Source organism: Mesorhizobium sp. M1328 (genome assembly GCF_040318075.1).
Classification (GTDB): Bacteria; Pseudomonadota; Alphaproteobacteria; order Rhizobiales; family Rhizobiaceae; genus Mesorhizobium.
Genome location: NZ_JAMYLO010000014.1, coordinates 18,906 through 38,993, shown reverse-complemented (window position 1 = coordinate 38,993; position 20,088 = coordinate 18,906). Strand labels below are relative to the sequence as shown.

Annotated in this window: 22 protein-coding genes; 9 read left to right on the top strand and 13 right to left on the bottom strand. The window is 62.2% G+C overall.

Going from position 1 to position 20,088, the window contains the following annotated elements:
• Positions 1 to 2 precede the first annotated feature (2 nt).
• Complete coding sequence (gene rirA / locus NKH23_RS22545; protein ID WP_352721072.1) at positions 3 to 464, bottom strand: iron-responsive transcriptional regulator RirA; 462 nt, start codon at positions 462 to 464, stop codon at positions 3 to 5.
• A gap of 191 nt (positions 465 to 655) precedes the next feature.
• Between rirA and NKH23_RS22540 the strand changes: the two genes are divergently transcribed.
• The 3 genes from NKH23_RS22540 (at position 656) to NKH23_RS22530 (ending at position 3,106) form a co-directional block, all read left to right on the top strand.
• The gene (locus NKH23_RS22540; protein ID WP_352721071.1) at positions 656 to 1,960 is read left to right on the top strand and encodes a DUF445 domain-containing protein; all 1,305 of its coding nucleotides are present in this window, start codon (positions 656 to 658) and stop codon (positions 1,958 to 1,960) included.
• Positions 1,961 to 2,043: 83 nt separating this feature from the next.
• Entirely contained in the window at positions 2,044 to 2,472 is a 429-nt protein-coding gene (locus NKH23_RS22535; RefSeq protein WP_352721069.1) for a phasin family protein, read from the top strand.
• Between the two features lie 136 nt (positions 2,473 to 2,608).
• Complete coding sequence (locus NKH23_RS22530; protein WP_352721068.1) at positions 2,609 to 3,106, top strand: MaoC family dehydratase; 498 nt, start codon at positions 2,609 to 2,611, stop codon at positions 3,104 to 3,106.
• Positions 3,107 to 3,136: 30 nt separating this feature from the next.
• On the opposite strand, the gene NKH23_RS22525 is transcribed toward NKH23_RS22530, so the two are convergent.
• On the bottom strand, positions 3,137 to 4,387 hold the full coding sequence (locus NKH23_RS22525; protein ID WP_353035363.1) for an aminotransferase-like domain-containing protein: 1,251 nt from the start codon (positions 4,385 to 4,387) through the stop codon (positions 3,137 to 3,139).
• 105 nt (positions 4,388 to 4,492) lie between these two features.
• Between NKH23_RS22525 and NKH23_RS22520 the strand changes: the two genes are divergently transcribed.
• Together NKH23_RS22520 and NKH23_RS22515 are read left to right on the top strand one after the other, a co-directional pair.
• Positions 4,493 to 5,371: a DMT family transporter gene (locus NKH23_RS22520; protein ID WP_352913327.1), complete on the top strand. Its 879-nt coding sequence runs from the start codon at positions 4,493 to 4,495 to the stop codon at positions 5,369 to 5,371.
• A 179-nt stretch (positions 5,372 to 5,550) separates the two neighbouring features.
• On the top strand, positions 5,551 to 6,408 hold the full coding sequence (locus tag NKH23_RS22515; protein WP_353035361.1) for an alpha/beta fold hydrolase: 858 nt from the start codon (positions 5,551 to 5,553) through the stop codon (positions 6,406 to 6,408).
• Here NKH23_RS22515 and NKH23_RS22510 read toward each other — a convergent pair.
• Entirely contained in the window at positions 6,377 to 7,813 is a 1,437-nt protein-coding gene (locus NKH23_RS22510) for an MFS transporter (protein WP_352721062.1), read from the bottom strand. The two genes, NKH23_RS22515 and NKH23_RS22510, sit on opposite strands and share 32 nt — an antisense overlap.
• Positions 7,814 to 7,953: 140 nt before the next feature.
• On the opposite strand from NKH23_RS22510, the gene NKH23_RS22505 reads away from it, so the two are divergent.
• On the top strand, positions 7,954 to 8,847 hold the full coding sequence (locus tag NKH23_RS22505; protein WP_352721060.1) for a LysR family transcriptional regulator: 894 nt from the start codon (positions 7,954 to 7,956) through the stop codon (positions 8,845 to 8,847).
• A gap of 1 nt (position 8,848) precedes the next feature.
• On the opposite strand, the gene NKH23_RS22500 is transcribed toward NKH23_RS22505, so the two are convergent.
• From NKH23_RS22500 to NKH23_RS22485, 4 genes are read right to left on the bottom strand one after another with little or no spacing between them, the layout of a single operon-like run.
• Positions 8,849 to 9,889 carry a zinc-dependent alcohol dehydrogenase family protein gene (locus tag NKH23_RS22500; RefSeq protein WP_352721058.1) on the bottom strand — a complete coding sequence of 347 codons (1,041 nt, stop codon included), beginning with the start codon at positions 9,887 to 9,889 and terminating at the stop codon, positions 8,849 to 8,851.
• Positions 9,890 to 9,949: 60 nt separating this feature from the next.
• Positions 9,950 to 10,426, bottom strand: coding sequence for a DUF4262 domain-containing protein (locus NKH23_RS22495; RefSeq protein ID WP_352913332.1), 477 nt, complete (start codon positions 10,424 to 10,426; stop codon positions 9,950 to 9,952).
• Positions 10,416 to 11,066, bottom strand: coding sequence for a maleylacetoacetate isomerase (maiA, locus tag NKH23_RS22490; protein WP_352913334.1), 651 nt, complete (start codon positions 11,064 to 11,066; stop codon positions 10,416 to 10,418). The genes NKH23_RS22495 and maiA overlap by 11 nt, the downstream gene beginning before the upstream one ends.
• Positions 11,067 to 11,070: 4 nt before the next feature.
• Positions 11,071 to 11,781: a fumarylacetoacetate hydrolase family protein gene (locus tag NKH23_RS22485; protein ID WP_353035359.1), complete on the bottom strand. Its 711-nt coding sequence runs from the start codon at positions 11,779 to 11,781 to the stop codon at positions 11,071 to 11,073.
• Between the two features lie 211 nt (positions 11,782 to 11,992).
• On the opposite strand from NKH23_RS22485, the gene NKH23_RS22480 reads away from it, so the two are divergent.
• Positions 11,993 to 12,676, top strand: coding sequence for a response regulator (locus NKH23_RS22480; RefSeq protein WP_292662956.1), 684 nt, complete (start codon positions 11,993 to 11,995; stop codon positions 12,674 to 12,676).
• 50 nt (positions 12,677 to 12,726) lie between these two features.
• Here NKH23_RS22480 and NKH23_RS22475 read toward each other — a convergent pair whose 3' ends face one another.
• The 4 genes from NKH23_RS22475 to NKH23_RS22460 form a co-directional block, all read right to left on the bottom strand.
• Positions 12,727 to 13,230 (bottom strand): hypothetical protein, encoded by a 504-nt coding sequence (locus tag NKH23_RS22475; protein ID WP_352913337.1) that lies wholly within the window; start codon positions 13,228 to 13,230, stop codon positions 12,727 to 12,729.
• A gap of 163 nt (positions 13,231 to 13,393) precedes the next feature.
• Positions 13,394 to 14,080 carry a DUF6392 family protein gene (locus NKH23_RS22470; RefSeq protein WP_352913338.1) on the bottom strand — a complete coding sequence of 229 codons (687 nt, stop codon included), beginning with the start codon at positions 14,078 to 14,080 and terminating at the stop codon, positions 13,394 to 13,396.
• Positions 14,081 to 14,083: 3 nt separating this feature from the next.
• Complete coding sequence (locus NKH23_RS22465) at positions 14,084 to 15,424, bottom strand: ATP-binding response regulator (protein ID WP_353025943.1); 1,341 nt, start codon at positions 15,422 to 15,424, stop codon at positions 14,084 to 14,086.
• Positions 15,425 to 15,434: 10 nt separating this feature from the next.
• Positions 15,435 to 16,514: an FIST N-terminal domain-containing protein gene (locus NKH23_RS22460; protein ID WP_353025942.1), complete on the bottom strand. Its 1,080-nt coding sequence runs from the start codon at positions 16,512 to 16,514 to the stop codon at positions 15,435 to 15,437.
• A gap of 463 nt (positions 16,515 to 16,977) precedes the next feature.
• Here NKH23_RS22460 and NKH23_RS22455 point away from each other — a divergent pair, with 463 nt between their 5' ends.
• Entirely contained in the window at positions 16,978 to 18,000 is a 1,023-nt protein-coding gene (locus tag NKH23_RS22455) for an acyltransferase family protein (RefSeq protein WP_352978311.1), read from the top strand.
• Between the two features lie 19 nt (positions 18,001 to 18,019).
• Here NKH23_RS22455 and NKH23_RS22450 read toward each other — a convergent pair whose 3' ends face one another.
• Both NKH23_RS22450 and NKH23_RS22445 read right to left on the bottom strand, forming a co-directional pair.
• On the bottom strand, positions 18,020 to 18,517 hold the full coding sequence (locus NKH23_RS22450) for a GNAT family N-acetyltransferase (protein WP_352978309.1): 498 nt from the start codon (positions 18,515 to 18,517) through the stop codon (positions 18,020 to 18,022).
• 21 nt (positions 18,518 to 18,538) lie between these two features.
• Entirely contained in the window at positions 18,539 to 19,303 is a 765-nt protein-coding gene (locus tag NKH23_RS22445) for a copper homeostasis protein CutC (protein ID WP_353035355.1), read from the bottom strand.
• Positions 19,304 to 19,528: 225 nt separating this feature from the next.
• Between NKH23_RS22445 and NKH23_RS22440 the strand changes: the two genes are divergently transcribed.
• Positions 19,529 to 19,972: an SRPBCC family protein gene (locus NKH23_RS22440; RefSeq protein WP_023676417.1), complete on the top strand. Its 444-nt coding sequence runs from the start codon at positions 19,529 to 19,531 to the stop codon at positions 19,970 to 19,972.
• Positions 19,973 to 20,088 lie beyond the last annotated feature (116 nt).

The following is a 20,088-nucleotide window of genomic DNA, read 5'->3' as shown; positions in this document are numbered from 1 at the left end:
AATCAGGCGGCCGGCGCCCTTTGCACCAGCATGTCGATGCCGAGCAGGTGTCGCACATTCGGGCGCGCCGCCACCAGATCGGCGATCGTGTAGCGCGACAGCACGGCGAAGAAGGCGTTGAGCGCTTCGCGCAATGCCGAATTCAAGGCGCAGCTGTCAATCAGCGGGCATTCGGCGGCGTCGTTCTCGAAGCACTCGGCCATGGCAAAGCTTTCCTCCGTCACCCGCACGACATCGAACAGGCTGATTGATTCGGCCGCGCGGCCGAGCCTGACGCCGCCATTCCTGCCGCGCACCGTTTCGATCAGGCCGTTTTCGACCAGCGGCTGCAGGATCTTGAACAGGAAAAGTTCCGAGACCGAATAGGCGGCGGCGATCTCGGGGATGCGGCTCAACCGCTCGGTGTTGGCGGCGCAATACATCAGAATGCGCATGGCGTAGTTGGTCTGACGGGTAAGCCGCATTGTGTCCTCACATAACAGTGGTTGGCGTCAATATGGCCTATAGTTTGGAACAATTCCAGACTGGCGCTGCATAATAGATGAATTCCGGCGTCAAGTTTGCGTGCACGATTGCGCGCACCGGAACCAGCGGCGCGCTTTCTGGGGCAGGCGACACTAGATAAGTTCGCATACACGATCAGGAGCGGCCCATCATGTCACGACCAGCCCCGGCATTTGCATCCGTCGCGTCCGTCCGGTTCGACGCCGATGCCGACGCCAAGCTTTCGGCGCTCAGGCGCACCAAGTTCGTCGCCGCCGCAGCACTTGCGTTTTGCGTGCTGGTCTTTGCGGTGGCGAAATCGCTCGAGAGCCGGCATGCGTGGTTGGGCTTCGTCGCCGCTTTCGCCGAGGCGGCGACGATCGGCGGGCTGGCGGACTGGTATGCGGTGGTGGCGCTGTTTCGGCGGCCGCTTGGCCTGCCGATCCCGCATACGGCCATCATTCCGGAAAACCAGAATCGCATCGCCGACAATCTCGGCCGCTTCATCGAGGTGAATTTCCTGGCGCCGGAACCGGTGCGCGAAAAGCTCGCCGAGGTCGACTTTTCCGCGCTGGTCGCGGACTGGTTGGCCGACCCGAACCGCGCCGCCGACCTGTCGCGCTTCGTCGGCCGGCTGGTGCCGCAGACGCTGGCGGCGGTCGAGCAATCCGGACTGCGCGGCTTCTTCACCAGCCGTATGCTGGAGCAGATCGAGAAGGTGCCGCTGGCGCCGCTCGCCGCCGAGCTGCTGTCGGCGCTGACCGACGACCGTCGCCACCAGAAACTGTTCGACGAGTTCACCAAGGTGGTCGGCCGCTTCTTGAGCGACGAGCAGGCGCTGGCGACGATGCGCGAGAAGATCCGCGAGGAACTGCCGTCGCTGTTCAACCTGTTTCGCGCCGACGCCTATCTGTTGAAGAAGATCGTTGCATCGGCCGGCTCGCTGCTCGATGAAGTGCGCGCCGATCCGCACCATCCGATGCGAGCCGAATTCGACCTTTTCGTCGGGACCTTCGTCGAGCGGTTGAGGACATCCAAACAATATGCCAGGCGCGCCGAAAAGCTGAAGCGCGATTTCCTTGCCCGGCCAGAACTCAGCTCGCTGGCCGGCGATATGTGGGACAGCCTGCGGCTGTTCATCGAACAGGACGCCAAGGCGCCGAATTCGATGATCCGCGACCATCTCGCCACCATGTTCGTCGAGGTCGGCCGCCATCTTGCCGACGACGCGCAGATCAGGGCCGACATGAACCAGGGGTTCATCGTGGCGCTTGCATCCTTCGTCGAAAGCCAGAAGAGCGGCGTGTCCAAATTCATCGCCGACCAGGTCAAGCGCTGGGACCTCGCGCAACTGACAAGGCTGATCGAAATGAACATCGGCAAGGACCTGCAATATATTCGCTTCAACGGCATGATCATCGGTGGCCTTGCCGGGCTCGTGCTCTACACCGCCGAACGGCTGTTTCTCGTCGGCTGACTCGTCCGAATGGACCGCTGAGCTTTGCTGCACTATCTTCCGTGCAGTGGTGGCGTTCACGGCAACAGGGGGAGAGAACCAGCATGGCAAAACGACCGGAGTCCGAGTCCTTCATCGACATGTTCAGCAAGTTCGGCCGCGACCTGAAGCTGCCGAATGTCGACGTCGAGGCGATCCTCGCTCACAACCGCAAAAACTTAGAAGCGCTGGAGAAGTCGGCCCGGGCGAGTGCCGCCGGAGCGTCGGCGCTGTTGTCCAGGCAACGCGAGATGCTGCAGGACACGCTGCGCGAAATCACCGACATGGCACAAAACTACAGGGCGCCCGGCAATCCCCAGGAAATGATGGAGAAGCAGGCGGCGTTCGCCAGGAGATCCTTCGAGACCGCGCTGAAGAATGCCGGCGAGATGGCCGAACTGGCGAGGGCGTCCGGCACCGAATCGATCGAAATCCTGCGCAGCCGCATCAAGGAGGCGATGGAGGAGATCCGCGCCGGCCACAACAAGAAGTAAGCTGTTCCCCGGCAGCACACTTGCCGGCGGCAAAGACCGGCGGCTCGGCCGAAGATTATGCGCTGGAATCGCATTGGCGAATTGACAGGGGCGGCCCGTCGTGGTCCGGAACAGGCAAGCGATCGGGAAAGCAGGAATGACGCAGATACGGCCGAGGACGCCGCCGACCTTCGAGCAACTCAGGGCGATGGCCGGGCAGGAGTTGGGCGTCTCGGACTGGACAGTGGTCGATCAGCACCGCATCGACCAGTTTGCCGAATGCACTGGCGATCATCAATGGATCCACGTCGATCCGGAGCGGGCGAAGCGGCAAAGCCCGTTCCGCACCACCATCGCGCATGGCTATCTGACCCTGTCGATCATCGGCGCGCTGGCGCTCGAGATGGGCATCGTACCCGAAAACACGCAGGCCGCCTTCAATTACGGTTTCGACAAAGTGCGTTTCGTGGCGCCGGTCAGGGTCGGCTCGCGGATCAGGCTGCGCACCACGCTCTTGTCGATGGAAGACAAAGGTCCGGGGCAATATCTGATGAAGGCTGCCAATACGGTCGAGATCGAAGGCGAGCAGAGGCCGGCGCTGACCGCCGAGACGCTCGTCATGCTTTATGCGCGCCGCAAGCGGGCCGGCACCTGAGAGTTCAGCCTCAGTTTTGCGGCAGCGCAATCAACGCGACATCGCGTCTTCAAGCGCCCTGAAAATCCGGTCGCCTCCCGATTGCGCGACGTTGAAGCGCATGTAACGGCTGGCCGACCGGGACAGGCTGAACGCATTGCCCGGCGCAAGCACGACATTGGCCGACAGAGCGTGGCGGGCGACATCTGCGGCATCTATCCCCTCCGGCAGCCTGCACCATAAAAACATGCCGGCCGGCTGATCTATCCATGGCATGATGCCGATCGCCCTGAGGCGGGTGCTGCTTTCTTCCATGGCGCGCGAGAGCCGCGCGCGCAGCAGATCGACGTGCTTGCGATAGAGACCGTCCTTCAGCAGCGCCAGTACCAGTTCGGATGCAAGCCGACCGCTGCCAAACGACGTGGCGATCTTGAGATCGGTCAATCCTTCCATCCAGTCGCGAGGAGCGGCGATGAAGCCGCAGCGCACCGATGCCGACAGCGTCTTGGAAAAGCTTCCGACGTGGATGACCCGGCTGAGCCCGTCGAAGGCCGCCAGCCGGGGCGCGGGCGTGTGTTCGAAATCGGCGAACAGCTCGATGTCCGGACCCGAGCGCGTGTAGGGGACGCTGATCACCTTGGCCCGATGGGCGCGCAACAGGGCATGGAAGTTGAAATAGCAGGGATCGTCGACCAACACAGTGTCACCCGGTTCGAGCAGGAACCGGCACAGCAGGTCGATCGCCTGGGTGCCCGACTCCGTCAGCATGATCTGGTCCGGAGAGGCTTCGATGCCGTGCTCGGCCATGCGCCGCGCCAGCAGATGGCGCAGCGCCGGCAACCCGAGCGGCGTGCCGTAGTCGGTCAGCGCGGCATCGTCGGCGCGGGCCATCGTCCGCAGCGCGCGGCGCAATCCGGCCTCGGGCATCCATGACGCCGGCAACCAGCCGCAACCCGGTTTCAGGACGCCGTCGCCGGCTTCCAGCGATTGGCGCGAGACCCACAGCGGGTCGACAGCACGGTCAAGCCTGGGGCCGATCTCGGCCAGCGACAGCGGAGCCAACTGTCCGGCGGCATAGAAACCCGAGCCTGGCCGCGAGCGGATCATGCCTTCCGCCGCTAGACGCTCATAGGCTTCGACCACGGTGGACTTGGAAACCTGCATGGCCTTGGCGAAAGCCCGGATCGAAGGCAGCCGCATTCCCGGTGTCAGGCTGCGCGCGGCGATCCTGTGCCTGATCGTCGCCATGACGCTTTCGACAAGCGTCCGGCTGCCCTCATCTGTTGTCGTCTGCTCATCCATCCGTACTGCTCAGCCTACCATGACGGTTTTGTCAAACTGTACCTCATTGTCTCTGGCGGAGCCATACGCCCGGCCCGATAGAGGGCGAAAACGAGCGGAGCATCAATGGACAAGGCGGCAAGTGGCTGGGCGGCGAGTGGCTGGGTCAACGGGTTCATAGGCGTGCTGATCTTCAGCGGTTCGCTTCCGGCGACGCGCGTGGCGGTGATGGATTTCGATCCGGTGTTCGTAACGGTCGCCCGTGCGGCGTCGGCGGGCATCCTCGGCCTGGCGCTGCTGCTTCTCTTTCGCCAGAAGCGCCCGGAGCGGCGAGATCTGCTCCCGCTGGCGATCGTGGCGCTTGGCGTCGTGGTCGGCTTTCCCCTGCTGACGGCGCTGGCGCTCAAGCACATCAATTCGGCTCACTCGATCATTTTCGTCGGCCTGTTGCCGTTGGCGACCGCGATCTTCGGCGTGGTTCGAGGCGGTGATTGCCCGAAGCCGGCGTTCTGGCTGTTCTCGTGCCTCGGCAGCGTCCTTGTCGCCGGTTTTGCAGTCACCCAAGGCCTGTCGGTCTCGCCGCTCGGCGACATCTTAATGCTGGCCGCCATCATCGTGTGCGGATTGGGCTATGCGGAAGGAGCGGCGCTGTCGCGCAAGCTCGGCGGTTGGCAGGTGATCTCGTGGGCGCTGGTGCTGTCGCTGCCCGTCATGCTGGCGCTGACGTTCATCACCATGCCGCCGTCGCTCGAAAGTGCCGGCAGGGGCGCCTGGATTGGCCTGGCCTATGTCTCGCTGTTCAGCATGCTGATCGGTTTCGTGTTCTGGTATCGCGGCCTGGCGCAAGGCGGCATCGCTGCGGTCGGGCAGTTGCAACTGCTGCAGCCTTTCTTCGGCCTTGGGCTGGCGGCAGCGCTGCTGCATGAGCAGTTCAGTCCCGCCATGATCTCCGTCACCGCCGCCGTCGTGCTTTGCGTCGTCGGTGCCAAGAGATATGCGAGATAGGTGCGCCAGCATACTCTTGAACTCGATACCATCGCGTCCAATTGATACCAAGAGCTGCCGACCTGGCGAAACGACGCCTCTGAGGCGCCGAATCGGCCAGCGTGACGCAAGGAGCGAGGTGGCCTGCATCGGCGTGGAGGAAAGGTACAATTTTGGTGCCTGGGGTCCAGAAGATAGCCTTGTCCTCCGGTGGTGAGGTGGCCGTCCGGACGGCTGGTGACGCTTCCAAGCCCGCGCTCGTGCTGCTGCACGGCTTTCCCAGCTCCTCGCGGACGTTTCGCGACGTGATTGCCCCGCTTTCCGGCAGCGTCTATGTCGTGGCGCCTGACCTGCCGGGCTTCGGCGCGTCCGATCTGCCGCCCGAGCCATCGTTCGACATGCTGGCCCGCGCGATTGACGAGCTGCTCTCGCGTCTCAACGTTGGCCGCAGGTTTCTCTATTTGCATGATTTCGGAGCCCCGGTAGCGCTTCATCTCGCCATGCGCGCGCCGGAACTCGTCGAAGGCCTCGTTATCCAGAATGCCAATGCCCACCGCTCCGGCTTTGGTCCGCAATGGGCAGACACATTGGACTTCTGGGCTGCGCCGAATGCTGCGAACCAGCAGGCCGCCACCGCCCATCTGACCCTCGAGGGAGCCCGCGACCAGTACGTCGCCGGCCTGCCAGCCGAGATCGCGGCGCAGATCGATCCAGGTAATTGGATTGAAGACTGGCGGGTCATGTGTCTGCCGGGACGACTTGATCTGCAGAAGGCGCTCATTGCCGACTACGGCCGATATGTCGACCGGTTCGGGGAAGTGGCTGATTATCTGGCGAAGCATCAGCCCCGAGCGATGCTTTTTTGGGGTCGCCACGATGCCTTCTTCGACGTTGCAGAGGTTCAGTCCTGGCTTATGGATCTTCCCCGGATGGAGGCTCACGTCTTCGACGCAGGCCATTTCCTTCTGGAGACGCATGCGCTCAGGGCTGCTGAACTGATGCTGGAGTTTGTCGCTGGCGGCTCAGCTAAGCGTGCTGGCCGCGGCGATCAGAAATAATCGCAAGGATCAGCGCCGCCACGACCAGGGCCGTCGCGACCTGGAAGGTGACCTGCATGCCGCGTGCGGCTGCCGCAGATGCCAATATCTGCTGACCGGTGCCTTCGCTTCCGCCAGCCGATGCGAAGGCAAACACCGCGCCCATCACCGACGCACCGGTGATCAGGCCGAGATTGCGCGACAGATTGAGCAGGCCGGAGACGACGCCGCGCTGGTCGGATGCCACATCGGTCATCACGGCTGAATTGTTGGAGGTCTGAAACAGGCTGTAGCCGGTACAGACGATGATGATTGGTACGACATAGCCGGCAATACCGAATTCCGCCCGCGACAGAGCAAAGGTACCAATAGCGAGATCGAACAGGCCGACGATCATCATCCGGTGCGCCCCGAAACGATCGACCAGGCGTCCGGCCGGCAGTGCCGCCAATGCGGTAACCAGAGGGCCGGTCGACAGGACCAGCCCGACCATGGCTGCGTTCAACCCAAGTGCGCGCGACAGATAGAATGGCGCGACCACCAGCGTCGCCATCATCACGGTGGCGACGATCAGGTTCATGGCAAGGCTTGCGTTCAAGGCGTGATCGCGGAATCTGGCAGGTTGAATCAAGGGGTTCTCGGCCCTTGTCTGCGCAATGACGAACAGCAGGCCAGCCACGGCGGCGGCAATCAGCAAGCCGACATTGAGAAAACCAAAACTGCCGCGCCCAAGGGTCATGGCGAGCGCATAGGCGGCCAACGTCAGAGCGAGCAAAGCCGTGCCGATCCCGTCGAAACCGCGCCGATCCGGTTCCGCTGTCTTTCTTCCGGCCGGCAGGACGCGCCAGGCGAGCGCGAAGGCCAGCGCTCCCAACGGCAGATTGATGAGGAAGATCGCGCGCCAGCCGAGGCCGGCGATCAGCAGTCCGCCAAGCGAGGGGCCAAGCGTGGTGCCGATCGCCGACATGGCGCCGAGCAGGCCCATGGCGCTGCCGGTTTTTTCCCGGGGAACCGTGTCGGCGATAAAGGCCAGCGTCAGAGCCATCATAACGGCCGCGCCGAGCCCCTGTGCCGCCCTTGCGGCGATCAGCAGCCAGAGCGTCGGCGCGAGCCCGCAAAGCACCGATGCGAAGGTGAACAGGGCAATGCCGCCGAGCAACAGCGGTCGGCGGCCGAATATATCGGCGAGCCGCCCGGCGCTGACGATCAAGGTGGTGATGGCGAGCAGATAAGCCAGGACAACCCATTGCACGAGCTGGAACGATGCGCCGAACGCCTGCATCAGCGATGGCAGCCCGACGCTGGCGATGCTGGTGGCGAGCGACGACAGCAGCGTTGAAAGCGACAGACTTGCCAATGCCCATCGGGCCGAGCGGGCGCTCACCGGGGCAACTTCGTTCCAAGTCTTTTCAGCGATCGATGCCAAGGTGAACTCCTTTGCCGACAGCCCCAGGATCGGAGCTGCCGCAAGCTATTCCCCGGCTTGATGTGGCGGAAGACGCAGCACTTGCATTTTATTCGTGCATTGAACGCCACGTCACGATTGAACTGTGCTACGGTCCCTCCATGTCGTCGCCCGATCTCAATCTGCTTGTCGCCCTCGATGTGCTGCTGACCGAGGGCAGTGTGGCGCGCGCGGCCGGGCGGCTACGCCTCAGTCCCTCGGCGATGAGCCGGACGTTGGCGCGGTTGCGCCAGGCGACAGGCGACCCATTGCTGGTTCGGGCCGGCCGTGGCCTGGTTGCGACGCCGCGCGCACTGGAATTGCAGCAACAGGTAGGCCGCGTCGTTCAGGATGCGGAAGCTCTCCTGAGCCCGGCCAGGCTCCTCGACCTCTCTGCTCTCGACAAAGTCTTCACGCTGCGCGCCAACGAAAGTTTCGTCGAGGAGTTCGCGCCGCGTCTTGTCGCCCGCATCGAAGCGGACGCGCCCGGCGTGCGGCTGCGTTTTGCGCCGAAATCCGACAAGAACGACATGGCGCTGCGCGACGCTGGGATTGATCTTGAAATCGGGGTTGCCGGTGAAACGAGCCCTGAAATGCGCATTCAGGCGCTGTTTCGCGACCGCTTCATCGGTGCGGTGCGAACGGGACATAGACTGAGCGAGGGCCTTGTGACGCCGGAACGCTATGCCGCCGGTCGCCACATCAGCGTTTCGCGGCGTGGCCGCGAAAAGGGCCCGATCGACGAGGCATTGAAGCCGCTGGGCCTCGAGCGGACGATTGCGTGCATGGTTTCCAGCTTCTCGGCCACGCTCGCCATGGCGCGCGCCTCCGATCTGATCGCCAGCGTCCCCGAGCGGCACACGCTGGGCGCGCGCGCATGCATGTACAGCTTCCCGTTGCCGGTCGATGTTGCCGAGGTCACCATCTCAATGCTCTGGCATCCGCGGCTCGATGCCGATCCGGCGCAGCGCTGGCTGCGAGCCTGCGTGCGGGAGGTCTGCGCCTCTTTTCGTTAATCTAGAATCTAGTCACCACGCCGATGCCGATGCCTTCGAAGCCGCCCATCGCCATCAAAGCGGCCGGCGCCTCCTCGAGGCTGATCTTCTTGCCGACCAGCAGTTCGGGTTTGAGCTTGCCGGTGCGGATCATCTCCATCATCGCCTGGTAGCGAAACGCCTGCATGCCGTGGCTGCCGCGGATTTCGAGCTCGAAGGCGATCACCTTGTCCATCGGTATCTGCGGCCTTGCGTGGTCGCCGAGCATCAGGCCGACCTGCACGTGGCGCCCGCGGCGGCGCAGGTTCGCGATCGAATTGAACGAGGTACTGGGGTGGCCGAGCGCGTCCATCGACATATGCGCGCCGCCATTGGTGATCTGCTTGACCGCCTTGACCACGTTCGGCGTCTTTGCCGCGTTGATCGTCGCCACCGCGCCGATCTTTTTGGCGAAGTCCAGCTTCTCGTCGGTGAGGTCGATGGCGACGACATTGGCGCCCATGGCGCTGGCGATCATGATCGCCGACAGGCCGACGCCGCCGCAGCCATGCACGGCCACCCATTCGCCGGGGGTCACGCGGCCCTGATCGACGATGGCGCGGAACGAGGTGACGAAGCGGCAGCCGAGGCTGGCGGCAGTGGCGAATTCCATCTCGTCGGGCAAGCGCACGAGATTGGTGTCGGCATGGTCGATGGCGACATATTCGGCGAACGATCCCCAGGCGCTGAAGCCGGGCTGGAACTGATGCTCGCAGACCTGGTGGTTGCCCGAGGTGCATTCGAAGCAGCGGCCGCAGCCGACGGCAAACGGCACAGTGACGCGCTCGCCGCCCTTCCAGCGGGTCACCTGGCTGCCTGCGGAGACCACGACGCCGGCCAGTTCGTGGCCCGGCACATGCGGCAGGCGGATGCCGTCGTCGTGGCCCATCCAGCCATGCCAGTCGCTGCGGCAGAGGCCAGTCGCCTCGACCTTGATGACGACGCCTTCCGGTGCCGGCTCCGGATCGGGAACGGTCTGGATCGTTGGCGTTTCGCCGAACTTTTCGAAGACGACGGCTTTCATGACAAGGCTTTCATAAGTTTCAATTCAATAACGGCGCATTGGTCAGGCGGTTGTTCGGAGTTAGCTTGATGCCGGCGGCGTGTCGAGAAGCGGTTGCCGCTTTCGAAACCACTCGCTCGCTTCAGGATCCCACGGCCAGATGCCTTCGGTCGTAGGATAGATAAGCTGCATAACCCGGAAGCCCAGGCCGTCGTAGAACCAGATGTCCCAACCGAAATGTTCAGGGTAGTGCTCCACATGGACCGAGCCGAACTGACAGTCGAAGCCGCCTATGAAACCAGACGATCGCTGCCCGATGCGGAAAATCTCGCCGTTGCACACCCGTCTGCAGTATTGGTTGATGACAGACTGGGAAAGCTCTGGCTTCAGCCCGACAACGACCAGTTCAGGAGCATTGAAATTGTGCTCTATCCCCACCGAGTAGCTGAAAGGCGGATGCTCGCCTTCTTCCAGCACATACAGAATGTGGCAGCCATATTCTTCGATGTCGGCGAGCGTTTTCGCTTCATCTGGATCTTTGGCTTCTCTATTCGGCATCGATCTGGTTCTCCGGCGCGGCCTTCTGGAACGCCGGCAGCGCCATGCAGGCGGCATGGATGCGCGAGATAGTCGGGTAGGGCGTCATGTCGACGCCGAAACGGGCATTGCTGGTGACCTGCGCGACCAGGCAGATGTCGGCCAGCCCCGGCGTGTCGCCGTGGCAGAATGTCTTGGTCTCGGGCGAGGAAGCCAGAATCTTTTCAAGCGGCTGGAAGCCTTCGTTGACCCAGTGCCGGAACCAGTTGACGACATCCTGGTCGCCGGCGCCGAACAGTGTGCGCAGCGAGGTCAGCACGCGCAGATTGTTCACCGGATGAATGTCGCAGGCGATCATCTGCGCCAGCATCCTGACGCGAGCCCGGCCGGGTGCATCCTTGGGCAGCAGCGGCGGCTCTGGCGTGGTCTCGTCGAGAAATTCGATGATTGCCAGCGACTGCGTCAGCAGCGTGCCGTCGCCCAGGATCAGCGCCGGCACCAGCCCTTGCGGATTAACCGCGAGGTAGGCGGGATCCAGATGCTCGCCGTGGCGCAAATGATGCGGCACGTACTCGTAGGCCAGGCCCTTCATCTCCAGCGCGATCCGCACCCGGTAAGAGGTCGAGGAACGGTAGTAGTTGTGAAGGATGAGGTCGCTCATCGGATCACGGGCCCGGTTGGCCAATAGTCAGTTCGATTTCGCCGATGCCGTCGACGCCGCCGGTGATCTTTTCGCCCGGCCCAATGGCGCCGACGCCAGCTGGCGTTCCGGTGAAGATCAGGTCGCCGGGCCGAAGTTCTACCGCCTCGCTGCAAATCGAGACGATGTCGGGAACCGACCAGATCAGTTCGGCGAGGTCGCCGTCCTGCCTGATCTCGCCGTCGACCGCGAGCCAGACGCGACCCTTTTCGAGATGACCGGATTTTTGCGCCGGGACCAGCGGGCCGCAGGGCGCTGAGCGGTCGAAGGCTTTCGACCAGTCCCACGGCCTTGCCGCCTTTTTCGCCTCGTCCTGAAGGTCGCGGCGGGTCAGGTCGACGCCGACGCCGTAACCCCAGACATGGTCCAGCGCGCGCTCGCGCGGTATGCGAAAGCCGGCTCTGCCGATCGCGACGACCAGCTCGATTTCGTGATGCAGGTTTTGGGTCAGCGGCGGGTAGGGGATCGTGGTGCCCGAACCGACTGCCGCGTCGACCACCGCGTCGCCCGGTTTGGTGAAGAAGAAGGGCGGGTCGCGCTCGTCATTGCCGAGCTCGCGGGCATGCGCGGCGTAGTTGCGGCCGACGCAGAAGATCCGGCGCACCGCAAAACGCTCCGGCGAGCCTGCGACGGCTACCGACGGGGTTGCGGGCAGGGGAAGGACGAAGCCGGTCATGCACTGTCTCTGTTTCAGCGGATCTGTCCCCCGCACATTCGGCCGATTTGGGCGGACGGGCAAGGCATTGGATGGCGGAAGAGCCAGGCCTGTCGCATGGCGCCGCGGAAATCATGGGCACATTCTGCTTTAGCAAGCCAGGATGGCAATGTACTATTTGCCAATAAGCTGGCCATGGTTGCAGGACTATTCTAGGCCAGACCAAACCGAAATGAAGCTGATGACCGATCGCGCCAGGTTCCTGATCATTGACGACCATCCGCTGTTTCGCGAGGCGCTGCACAGCGCCGTGCAGATGGCCTATCCGGAGGTCGACACGGTGGAGGCGCGCTCTATTGCCGAGGCGCTCGAGCTTCTGACGGATGCCAAGCCGTTCGACCTGGCGCTGCTCGATCTCAGTATGCCCGACGTGCATGGCTTCGACGGACTGCTGCAGCTCAGGACGCGTTATCCGCGCCTGCCGGTGGTCATCGTCTCCGGCTATGAGGAACCGAAGATCATTTCCGAGGCGCTGTCCTATGGTGCGGCAGGCTTCATCCCGAAATCGGCGCGCAAGAGCGATCTTGCCGCGGCCATCCGCTCGGTGATGGAAGGCGCGATCTATGTTCCTGGGAGTTATGAGGGCCGGCCGCCCGACGCCAACAGCACCGACCGCGCCGAGATGGTGCAGCGCCTGGCCACGCTGACGCCGCAGCAGCTCAAAGTGTTGCAGATGCTGCGCCAGGGCCTGCTCAACAAGCAGATCGCCTATGAGCTGCAGGTCGGCGAGACCACCGTCAAGGCGCATGTCTCCGAAATCCTGCGCAAGCTCAACGTCTACAGCCGCACCCAGGCGGTGATCGAGGTCTCGAAGCTCGACAATGCCGAGCTGTTTCGGGACCATGCGGGGTTTTGATCTCACGGTCGCCTGCGAACAAAGATGGACTCTTCACCCCTTCTGTTGTTCTAAATTTTCATCAAAAAAACCGAACCAAGATAGAAGATTCCAGCTTTGTTATATAAATGAATACTTCCTCCATCGTGCAGGCGAAGACCACGGTCGGAATCGCTGTCAAACGTTTTATCGTAGTTGAATCCGACAGAGTTAATCATTAGATATTCCACAACGTTACTCATTTGTAATAGTTTTTTGGAAATTCTTTCGCTATCAAGCTTTGGAAGCCTGATCTCGCCCTTACTGGTTTTCCCAGGATATAAGCCGTAGTACCGAACAGTTTTCAATTCGTTTGTTTCGTCTAGTCCGACCTCGAGGTCGTCGAAGCACATTATATTCTCCCCTTTCTCCCAAAAAGGGTCGGGACCAAGCGCCCGATTGATGGCTTCCGGCACTGACGTTTCATCAAGTTGGTACACAGCCTCTCCTCGAAGAATGCGCCAAAAGGGAGATGTATAGTGTTCAACTTTTTTCTTATTGCTGTTGGTCATTGTTTTGTTCGGCACACCCTTCATTGCCCCCTTGTTCCCCGGCAGCGTCGTTCTTGGCCTTGTCCGCGACGGTTTCAATCACTGCAATTCAAAATCGGTGACAGGTGCACCATGTTTCTTTCGTCGCCTGCCTCATTTTCGTGGGTTCACGGCTTTGCCGATTTGCACCGCAACCCGGTCAGCTGCGTTACCTAGTGCGGCAGACCGGGAACGATAAGGCGGGCGAGGCGAGCCGTGCAGTCGATCTACGGACAACGACGGCCGGGCGAACAGTAGAAAAGTGCACTGTCACCGTAATTTCTAAGGTAGGCGGCGATCCCTCGGGGAGGTCGTCAGTTATGTCTTCCCATCCGACGGGCAAGTCGAAGGTGATGCCGTAGAACTGCACTATCATTGTGGTTTCCCGGGTCCTCTCAGTCGCGCATGGCATGCCCGGCATAGTCAACGGCACCGCGTCGGCGCGCATAAGCGTCACCCTTGTTATCCGGTTTGCATGAGCGTGATATGAGATATGTATTGAATGATGCGCCTCGTCGAAGCGGTCCCAACGGCCGTATTCACCCAAAAAAGGATCTCTCCGTGCCGCGCCGCTTTTTGAGGGCACGCCCAATATACGCAGCACGTCGTTGCGGCTGAGTGAAAAGGAAATGTCCAGGAGGCTTCGATCCAAATTATCAGCCTCTATGAATATGGTGTCTATTTTTTCATCGCTATCGCAGATGAAGGAAAATCTGTTACGCGCAGAAACGTAGTCTATGCGGATTTCCGGAAGATCATTGTCAACAGTTCGTTTGAATTCCCAGGACTCAAACGGCGGTGACGTCAAAGGAGATGACGCCGGTTTTCCCAAGTAGTCGAGGATCGCGTTAGTCATTCTCTAAGCCAGCAGATGTGCCAGCAACGCCCTCAGCTGCGCTGGCTTCAGCGGCTTGCGCATCAGCTCGATGCCGGCGGCGCGGGCGGCCTTGGCGACTGTCTCCGAGCCGTCTGCGGTGACGATCAGCGCGGGCACGGCGCGACCGAGATAATCACGGACCTCGGCGATTGTGGTGGTGCCGAGGTCGCCGCCGTCGAGATGCTGGTCGGCTATGACAATATCTGGCAACCAGTCGGTATCGCCAAGCATGTCGAGCGCGTCACCGGTCGAAGTGGCGGGGCGCACCAGGCATTGCCAGCGCTCGAGCAGGGAGGTCATCGCCTGCAGCACGTCGATGTCGTTCTCGACCAGCAGCACCTTTGTGCCGAACAGGCCGTAGCCACGCGGCCGCTCCATCTCGGCGGTGCTGGCGATTAGATCGGCTGCGTCGCCGATCCCGACCGGAACGTCGATATGGAAAATCGTGCCATGTCCGACCTTCGACGAAAACGTGACGGGATGGCCGAGTGCCGCGGCGATGCGGCGCACGATGGCCAGCCCCAACCCCAGCCCGCCGGCGGCAAGCCCGGCATCCGTCGGGATCGCGCCGCGATGGAATTCCTCAAACACCGCCTCGCGCTGGTCGTCGGGGATGCCGCAGCCGGTATCGGCGACGTCGATGCGGATCGTGTCGCCGCGATGCCTGGTGCCGACCAACACGCCGCCCGAGCGGGTATAGCGCAGTGCATTGGACAGGATGTTCTGCAGGATGCGGCGCAGCAAGGTTCGGTCCGAACATACGAGCGCATTGACCGGCCGGAACTTCAGCGTCAGCCCCTTCATCTCCGCGACCGGCTGAAAATCCGAGCGCAGAGACGAAAACAGCGTCTCCAGGCTGACATCGGTGATGTCGGGCTGCACGACGCCGGCATCGAGCTTGGAAATGTCGAGCAAGGTGCGGAGCAGGTCCTCCATCGTCTCAAGCGATCGCTCGACCTGGCGGACCAGGTTTCTGCCTTCGTCGCTGGTCTGTACTTCGGCAAGCGCCGAGACCGACAGATGCGCGGCGTTCAGCGGCTGCAGCACGTCATGGCTGGCGGCCGCCAGGAACCTGGTCTTGGACAGGTTCGCCAGCTCGGCGTTTTCCTTGGCCGCGTTCAAGTCGATGTTCGACTGCTCCAGCCGGCGCAAGGTCGAATGCAGCTCTTCGGTGCGGTTGCGCACCCGGTTCTCGAGCGAAATGGCGGTCTGGAACAGCGAAAAGGCATTGCCTTGCTGGTCCATGGAACGCTCGACGCGGCTGATCAGCGCGGCGTTGATCTTCTTCAGCCTTTCCAGGTCGTCGATGTTCCTCAGCGGCATCCCGGATTTCCTACTCCGCCGCTTCGGCCGCGTTGCGTTCACCGAAGGCGATGCCGGTAAAGGTCTGGTTCAGATGCATCGAACGGTACTGTTCGCCATAGGTGCCGAAGCCGAGGACGTTGTTGACCTTGTAGAGTTCCGAAATCTCGCGATAGACTTGGCGGTTGCGCGCGTCGAGCCGGCGCAGCACGCAGTCGAAGCCGAGGATCAGGTCGATGCCGCCAAGCCTTTCGCTGACGTCGCTGAGCGCGGCGCGGGTCGCCTCGACCATGTCCTTGGGCTGGGCGACGGCAAGCACGACACCATCGTCGATGGCGCAGAAGAACGACAGCGAGCCGTCCGCGTGCATCTTCTGGATTGAACGGCAGTAAAATTCGCCGCCCACTTTCACCACCACCGGGTGCGAGGCAAAACTCAGTGGCGTCAGCATCTGCGCGACGACGCCGACCGAGGCGGCATATTCCTCGGCGGCATTGGTGGCGTTGAATTCGCGCACGATGCGGTGGTCGGGATCGGATGCCGTCACCACCAGCTTCTCGTCGGTGGGAACGAAATTGTCGGTCTTGAACACGTGGAAAGGAATTTCCGTGGTGATCAGCACGATGATGGCGCTGTCGGAGGTCACTTTGCCGTTCGAGATCAGCCGCGTTGTTTCGAATTTCAAATCATCGCCAGCCGACCCGCCGATCAGTGGAATATCGTCGAGCCCCCAATGGATGGCGGAGGTCACCGCTTCTTCGGCATAGGACAGCCCGTCGATCAAGCAGAGCGCGAAAGTGGTGTCGGCTCGCTCGTGCCCGAGGCGCTCGCGTAACGAACGCCTCAGCGCCTCGACTTCGCCGGTAATCCCGTCCATGCCGGATGAGGACAGATTTTCGACCATGGTGCTGGCTGCCGAAAACGATGCGGAGGGAAACAGCATAGCCAGGATCTGGCCTTCCTCCAGCCCTTTGGGCGTTATCTCACCGGCCGTCGAGCAGCCGGCATAGTGGAGCGCCGGCGCGTGGGTCTTCAGCGCTTCCGACAGGGCGACGGCCTCTATGAGACGTTGCGAGAAAAACAGGAGGGCAAACCCGGCGTCGATGGCCATTGCTTCCGCTGCCACCGCCCGGGCGAACGCATCCGCGTCAGATTGGTCGGTGGTGAGCACCGAAAGGCCGCATGCATAGCGCGTCCGTGACTTGGCCAGCGGCTTCCTCCTCCATTTCCTCCGACGCTTTTTTTGTGCGCGTCTGGCGCGCCGGCGTCGAGGTCATTGTTGTCTTGAAGCGGTGCTTTGGCAATGAGCCAACATGATGGATTTGAAGTTTCTGCCGTTTGACGGCGTCCGCGCAGCCGCTCACAGACGGAAGGCGACATCGCACCGCGATGGCGGTGGCTGCCGCCAACGCCTGAGACTGCAGACCGTCGTTTTGGGAAGGGGCCTTGATGGCCCCTTTTTTGTGCGTCCCGTACTTCGGCGTGTCGTTATCTCGCACTTGCACAAAGTTTTAGTGCATTGCAATATGGCTGAGAATGCGGCCTCCAGCCCGCCTGTCGCAGAAGGGACCGGCATGACGGACATCTCCGCGACGCGTCTTGTCGTGTCCAGGCCTGTCGCCGACAGCTCGGCAAGAACCAGGCTTGCCTATCTCGACGGCTGGCGCGGCCTGTCGATCGCGCTGGTGCTGATCGGCCATTTCTTCCCCGTTCCCGCCATCAATCTCGGTGTCCTGGGCGTCGAATTCTTCTTCGTACTCAGCGGCCGGCTGATGGCCGAGATCCTGTTTGTCGAACATTATCCGCTGAAGAAATTCTTCAAGCGCCGGTTCTCTCGCATCTATCCGGCACTGCTGGTGTTTGTCGTTGCCGCGATGGTTGCCTTGTCCGGCACATTCATCGCCTTCAAGTGGAAGGCGGCGCTGACTGCGCTGACGTTCACTTACAACTACGCCGGAATTCTCGTCACCCGCGCCGGCGCGCTCGACCATATCTGGTCGCTCTGCGTCGAAGAGCACGCCTATATCATCCTGGCGCTGATCAGCGTCGTCGTTTCGAAGCGATCGCACGTCATCCTATTGCTAGGCGCATTGTCGGTGCTGGCCATGGCAAACGGCGCCATCTCCTACCGGGTGTTCGCAATAGGCTACGAGGGCGCCTATTGGCGCACCGACGTGCACATCGCCTCGATCCTGCTTTCGGCGGTGATATGCCTGCTCAAGGCCGACGACAGGCTGCCGGCGCTGCTCAAGGGGCCGCATGTCGCCCTGGCGGCCTCAGTCGTGGCTGTGCTCCTTTTCATGGCTGCCGTGCCAACCCCGATCCACTATCTGGTCGCGGTGCCGCTGCTGGCACTCGCCGTCAACTCGCTCGACTTCAGCAGCCGGTACCTGACCGGGTTTCTATCCTCCCGGCCGATGACGATGCTGGGGCTGTGGTCGTATTCGCTCTATCTTTGGCAGCAGCCCTTTTATCAATTCGTCGACATACAAGGTAGTTCGGCGTGGCTGACGCTGGTGGCGGCGTTCGCTTGCGCTCTGTGCAGCTACTACATCGTCGAAAAGCCGGCCCGCTCCTGGCTGAACCGCAATTGGTAGGGTGAATAGCGCCCGCCGTTCAGCCGGCGATCCGTCTTGCATAATACCGCACGGCTTTCTTGCCGCCGTGGATTACCGCGTCGCCCACTTCCACAAAGCCGAGTGCGGTATGGAAGGCGTCCGAAGCCGGATTGGGTGGCTCGGCATTGACTTCGCAGGTGACGATCGCCTGGCCGGCGCGTGACGCCTGCTCGAACAGATCCTCATACAGCCGGCGGGCATGGCCGCGGCCGCGCGCTTTGGCGTCGACCACGACACGATCGACATAGACGAACCGCGGATAGCGCTGGCGAAACCACAGGAAGTTGGGGCTGTCGTAGCTGGCGTCCTGATGGAAGGTCATGATGAAGGCTTCGAGCGTGCCGATGCGGCGCGTGTAAAACGCTTCGCCGAGCAGGAAGGAGAGGCGCTCGGGTTCGAGCCATGACAATTCGGCAGCATGCTCGTTGTTGAGCGCGAGGATGGCGGGCTCATCCTGCGGCGAGACCTGCTCGATCGGGAAATGCGTTTCAATCATGTTTTCTTCTGTCATCCGGCATCATGTCCGGGCAGCGGCGATGGTTGCCGCCACCATCGCCTCGTCGGTCACGGTGTTGCGGTATTCGCGGTCGAGGTCGGTGCCGCCCATGCCGACTTTCGGATTGCGGTAACGCATGGCGCTCGGCACGTCCTTGAGCGCGGCGAAGTGCATTTCGCTCAACCCGGTTTTCCTCCGCACCTTGCCGATGTTCTCGGGATCAAGCCCGCCGCAGCCGAGGATGATGATGCGGTCGCCGGCCTGCCTGACAAGATCGGCGAGCAGGTCAGCGCCCTCGAGCGCCGTGTCCCGCTGGCCGCTGGTCAGCACGCGGCCGACCTTGCAGCGGATCAGCGCCTCCAGTGCCTCTGTCGGGTCGCGGGTCATGTCGAAGGCGCGGTGGCAGGTGACGTTCAAGTCCCCCGCCGCCTTCACCAGTTCGCTCATGCGCTGCTCGTCGATCATGCCGTCGGCGTTGAGGCAGCCGACGACGACACCGGCGACGCCGACCTCGGCAAGCGCGCGGACATCGGCGAGCATCGAACGATATTCGGCTTCGCTATAGAGAAAATCGCCGCCGCGCGGCCGCACGATGACGTGGAACGGGATCGTCGCTAATTCAAGCGCCGTGCGCACGGTGCCGAAGCTCGGCGTGATGCCGCCTTCGATCAGGCTGGCACAGAGCTCGACACGGTCGGCGCCGGCGGCTTGCGCGGCCAGCAGGCCGTCTATGCCTTCGACGCAGATCTCGATCAGCGGCAGGCGAGGGCGTTCGGTCTCGGTCATGGGCGATCCGTCGATGATTTGGCTGGCCAGCGGTAGCATCGGGTCTGGTGCGATGAAAGCCCGAAGTGTTGGCTCAATGTGCTTGCGGGCGCGCCTGCCATTCCGCCGCTTGACACATTCATAACTTAAGCGTTATACGTAACTCATAGCTGATGGGTTATTGGTTCTCATGGAGAGCGCGTTGTTGAATAGCCCAGCCAAACCGCAAACAACGGGTCCGAAGTCATGACTGAAGCAACCACAATCGAAACCAAATCCATTGTCGTCGAGCGTCTGATTCCGCACGCGGCTGAAAAGATATGGCGCGCACTGACCGTGCCGCATCTGGTTGCCGAATGGCTGATGGAGAACGACTTTGCGCCTGAGCAAGGCCATCGCTTTACCTTTCGCGCGACGCCGGTGCCTGGCTGGTCCGGCGTGACGAACTGCGAGGTGCTGAAGATCGAGCCGCCACGCCTGCTCGCCTACAGCTGGGGCGACGGCACCGAATCCGACAGCGGTCTGAAGACCGTGGTGACATGGTCGTTGACGCCCGAAGGTACGGCGACGCGGGTGCGCATGGAGCATTCCGGGTTCCGGTCCGAGGACGAGCGCGGCTACATCGGCATGGGAAGCGGCTGGCCGCGCATTCTCGAGCGGCTTGAGCGGGTGACTGCCTCGCAAAGCTGAAGATCCCGGCGCTCGCCTTGCCGCAACGCGGCGGCCGGCGAACTGACAGAACCAAGAAATATCGAGACCCCGGATGTTCGTCGTCCGGGCTTGAGAAAACACGTCCGAAGGAGACC